This is a genomic window from Aestuariibacter sp. A3R04 (assembly GCF_018860805.1).
In the GTDB taxonomy this organism is placed as follows: Bacteria; Pseudomonadota; Gammaproteobacteria; order Enterobacterales; family Alteromonadaceae; genus Alteromonas.
On the sequence record NZ_JAHKQR010000004.1, the window covers coordinates 1 to 4,589 of the forward strand.

3 protein-coding genes and 1 pseudogene are annotated in these 4,589 nt (G+C 40.7%); all 4 read right to left on the reverse strand.

Annotated elements, in window-relative coordinates:
* Positions 1-359: 359 nt before the first annotated feature.
* On the reverse strand, positions 360-1,169 hold the full coding sequence (locus KO518_RS08815) for a hypothetical protein (protein WP_216025500.1): 810 nt from the start codon (positions 1,167-1,169) through the stop codon (positions 360-362).
* Between the two features lie 496 nt (positions 1,170-1,665).
* A pseudogene (locus KO518_RS08820) lies at positions 1,666-2,277 on the reverse strand (tyrosine-type recombinase/integrase).
* Positions 2,278-2,627: 350 nt separating this feature from the next.
* Positions 2,628-2,879, reverse strand: coding sequence for a type II toxin-antitoxin system death-on-curing family toxin (locus KO518_RS20225; protein ID WP_371742283.1), 252 nt, complete (start codon positions 2,877-2,879; stop codon positions 2,628-2,630).
* 434 nt (positions 2,880-3,313) lie between these two features.
* Positions 3,314-4,267, reverse strand: a complete 954-nt coding sequence (locus KO518_RS08830) for a DUF4350 domain-containing protein (protein WP_216025501.1) — start codon at positions 4,265-4,267, stop codon at positions 3,314-3,316.
* Positions 4,268-4,589 lie beyond the last annotated feature (322 nt).

The window sequence follows — 4,589 nt, forward strand, 5'->3', positions numbered from 1 at the left end:
GACATGTGATTGAAACCTATAAATTTTTTGATAGTTTTATTGTACCAATTCAGATATCAATTGAGGACCGATACTTAAGACCGATTGATCATATAAAAAGTCTGCTTAGACCAAAAGGTGATCAATAGTTTTCACACAGCCTGCGTACGGAGCTGCCCCACAAAATCGCTGGCTCAAAAAGACAAACAAGAGACATTCAGCGATCTGAACGCTGTAATGCATCGTTTTATGACATTGTCGAAATACCCTACAAACAGAACAATCATAAAGAGCATCTACCAAAGCGTGCAGTAACAGTTTGGAGCGTTATACCAAGAATTAATTGTTAAGGCTAATGCACAAATCAAAAGGTAATAGAATTATCCTCGTGTTTTCAGGAAGCAAGAGGGCACTAGGTCTACGGGTACTTCGAACTTCTTGTTGGCGGGTATTTCGGGGCTGAATGTTCTGGTTTTCAACAAGGCGGTTGTATCGCCAATATTAGCTTTCACATCAACACCCAGTTTACGACCTACTATGGTCAATAACGTAACTGGCTCACAAAAGTAATGATTATTTTCAAGTGCCGTTCTGAAGTACTTGGTTGTGTGTAAATGCTTGTCAAACAGAAGGCGTGCACCTTCTTTCATTAAACTGGGCTCGTTGTTTACAACGCCTCTTACAAGCTTGCTAACCCCGGGTTGAATATAGAATTCACTTTTCTTGTTTTCCAGCTTTTCTATACCGTTAAGCATTTGTATAGCGGCATCGGTTTCACCGCGCCATAGATGGGCCAGCAGAGTAAAGAATTCTGGCGGCGCTCCAAACCTTATATCTTTGACAATATCCAGTACTAAAAGCACGGCGGCTGACTCATTAACCTGTTCATGATAACCGAGCAATAGTGCGTAACAAAACAAGGCGTATTGATACCTATTGTCATGAGATATCTTATTTTCCGCAACCGCCATTCTGGCATTTGGAATGACTTGTGCGAATAGCTGTTCAGATAACCGACTGTCACCGAGTAGGCTCGCTTTGAACCCCGCCACTAAGCTTGTGCCGGCTGTACCAGAGTAACTCAACGCCTTATTGGCCCCGGTGGAAGGGTTATAGCATTCGATGGTTTGAAGGGCATCTTTCAACTGAAGTGAAAGCTCTTGTTTAGTATCGTCTGGAAGCTGTTTCATTTTTTTCCTTAAAAAGGGGCCTATCACGAGGCCCTCAATAATGACTGCCTTAGTTTTTCAAAGGCAACTCTATGATGACTATTTCACCAATTTGAGAAGTCCCGCCAACGCCGAGGTCAGGGTGTTTTGTGAGCCCCTGAGCCAGCATGCCTGTCTTTCACAACAGTGTAACGGGTTTTAACTTTCCCACTGTCATAAGCATCTCTAATCTTTTGCTTGTCAAAATCACTTAGTCCTGAAGTTCGAGACAATGCGCCACCTTTATTGCCTCGCCCGAAAATATATTCATTTGTAAGCTGCCTACCATCCGCTGTGGAACTTAGGCCAGAAAGCCTTGCATTGCGGCTGCCAGAAACAAACTTACTTTCCTCTATTATGAAGTTACCATTTTAGTCTTTATAAATATTATCTATACCATTGGCTGAAGCCTTCAAGTAACTAATGCGCCAACTTCCGCTTCACGTACACAAGGGCTGCACAGGCAGCCCCTTACAGCCTAAACTTCTATAGATTCCGATATTTCCAAAGCGTCGTCCACCTCAATGCCTAAGTAGCGAACAGTGCTCTCTAACTTTTTATGGCCCAGCAAGAGTTGAACTACCCGGAGATTTTTAGTCTTCTTGTAAATCAGATAAGGCTTGGTTCTGCGCATTGAATGGGTGCTGTAGAGAGATGTATCTAGACCAAGTTTTTCAATCCATCCGTGAAAAATGCGATTATATTGTCTAGTTGATATGTGCTCAGCGCTATGTATACGGGACTTAAAAAGATAATCAGAGGGTTTTAATCCAGCTTTCTTTACCCAAGCCAATATCGATTCTCCCGTGTTTGGTGTTATCTCAAATTGGACAGGACTACCTGTTTTTTGCTGAACGACATGCGTGCGCCTAAGAGCTGATCGTCCGCAAACGACATCTGAGACCTTGAGTTTAACAAGGTCACAACCTCGTAGTTTGCTATCAAGACCAAGATTGAACAATGCGAGATCACGCGTCCGTCCTTCAAGCTATAAGCGAATCCGGATACCCCATATATGTAATATCTGAAGAGGCTTTTTCTGACCGATAATACGATTTTTTTTCCAAGGTGTATGGATTTGAATTGCCATAATTTGTCTCCTGTTTAAAAGGAAACATAATTATGGCAGTCCGGCCAAAGTTTATGGTTTGAATAATCGTACTGACAGATTTTTTTACCGGGAATTCAGCATTGCTCAACCATCAGACCGAGAAGCAATATGATTTCTTATATATTGGACTTTCTTTACCCTAATCGCGCAGGTATGGCCAAAGTAAACTGCATGAAGTTTTAACTATTTTGATTTTGTTCAGAAATATACTGAGCATAAAGAAGGTCAGCAAAATCCGCTTCGCCAATTTTGCCTACAACCAAATCTCTGATGGCATCTGCGAATAATTCGTTATCAGCAATTAATTCTTAATCATTGAAAGATAAATATTACAAAGCTACAGCGAGACCAGTCCGTTTATTTGCATCAGGAAGCGAATGAGAAAGTGCAATAGAGGCAGCATACTTTGCTGCTATTTCGAAAACATCATTCAAGCCTAAATAAACAATAGCATTATCAATCCTGCCTAGCGCCCCCTGAAGCTTATTGATATCAGCGGTCCCCTTCATACCAGGCTCGTTTTCGAGAATATAGGCGTTAATCTCTATAACGCGCTCGAAGGGGAAAAAAATAAGCTCCATTACATGTAAGCGAGTTTTTCGAACGTACGTTTGTGTGTTCTTAGCACTAGCTTAGTTTCGGATTTCACGATCTGTTGCCCAAACTCACCAGAGAGGTCAAGTTTCTTTCTTGCTGGAATTTTGGGGCGTTGAACAGCTTTAACACCGTAAACTTCAATTTTTGTATTCATAAATACCTCTCACAACTAGATCGATAGTATACACCTGATTTTAGGAGAAACATATTAAGCCAAGACTATTGGCATCATATGCACACATACCAAGCTAAATTGCCTCTTCAGGCAACAAAAGACAAAGAGCAGACTGTTTGGTTTGTGGCTCTGAGTTTTCTGGCATGAGCCAGAATCGGAATTTATTTACGCAAAATCGTTTCCCAAAGTAATAGGCTGCCGAGAAATCACTTAAACCTTTAGACAGCTAGTCTATTAATAGTCTTACGAGTCAGCTAGCCAGCGCATTATGTTCAGTAAAAACTCTTCATTTTGTTCCGCACCAACAGAGCGTAACCCCATCGTTTTGCCTGTACTTTTTACTAATTGCGAAGAGAACATCATGCCTTCAGAAAAAACTGCAACACGTCCTTTACCTAGCTCTAAAACAGCACCTTGACTCCATCCTGACATTGAAACCTTTGGTGTATCCGCGTTAACTTGAAACGGTATTTTGGGTTCTGTAGCAGTGATACCGTTCCCTAAATTCAATAGAGATATTGCTTTTTCGGGAGCCTTAAATGCTGAGCCACCAAACGATCTCACCTGTAAAATATCTGGTGGTACATTGTTAATACTTTGCAGAAAAAGAGGTTGTGATTTTTCATCTATATTTTGTGAAGTCTCTTTATTGTAAGTTGTCGCGTGTTCAGCAAGCGAATGGTTTACTTTGCTAAAGGTTGCGTTTCCAACATGTCCATTGATGAACTGAAAACCAAGTGCAAGTGCTAGCTTATCTACAGCTTTGGGAAACGGTGTATGGTCAGCAACAAAAAAAAGTGAGCCACCGTTCAATATCCAACTCTTGAGCACTTCAACTTCATTGTCATCAAACGCTTCTCCATAAGGTGGAAGCCAGTCCTGTCGCTTTCTATCAAGCGCGTTTGCAATTACTAAAATATCCACTTGCCTTAGCTGATTTTCTGTAATTGCTTTATCATTCGAACCGACCCTGAATCCGTCACTTTCAAGAACTTCACCAAATGGCTTATATCTGTCGTTCAACGTCAAAAAGTTATTATGTGCTTCGTCTATTAATACAAGTGGACTATTCTCAGAGGAAAAGTGTGCAACTCTATGTTTAGGTCTGAAGTCAGGGTCAGATTGTTGAGGGCTATCAGAACAGGCTACCAACAATGTAGCAAAGCCAAAAACAATTAAGCTATTAACTAACTTCATTTACAACATCCTTTGTAATAATTAGGTAGAGATAAACGTTAAAATTCAGCGGTGTTCGACCATACCATAAAAAAATGTTTGGATGGGTAATTGCAGATATCAGAAGTATAAATAGATGTAATTCAGTGACGCTCATTGCGTCGCGCAGTGTTCAGTGTTTCAACTTCCGCTTTACGTACAGGCTGTGTGAAAACTATTGATCACCTTTTGGTCTAAGCAGACTTTTTATATGATCAATCGGTCTTAAGTATCGGTCCTCAATTGATATCTGAATTGGTACAATAAAAATATCAAAAAAATTGATAGGTTTCAATCACATGTC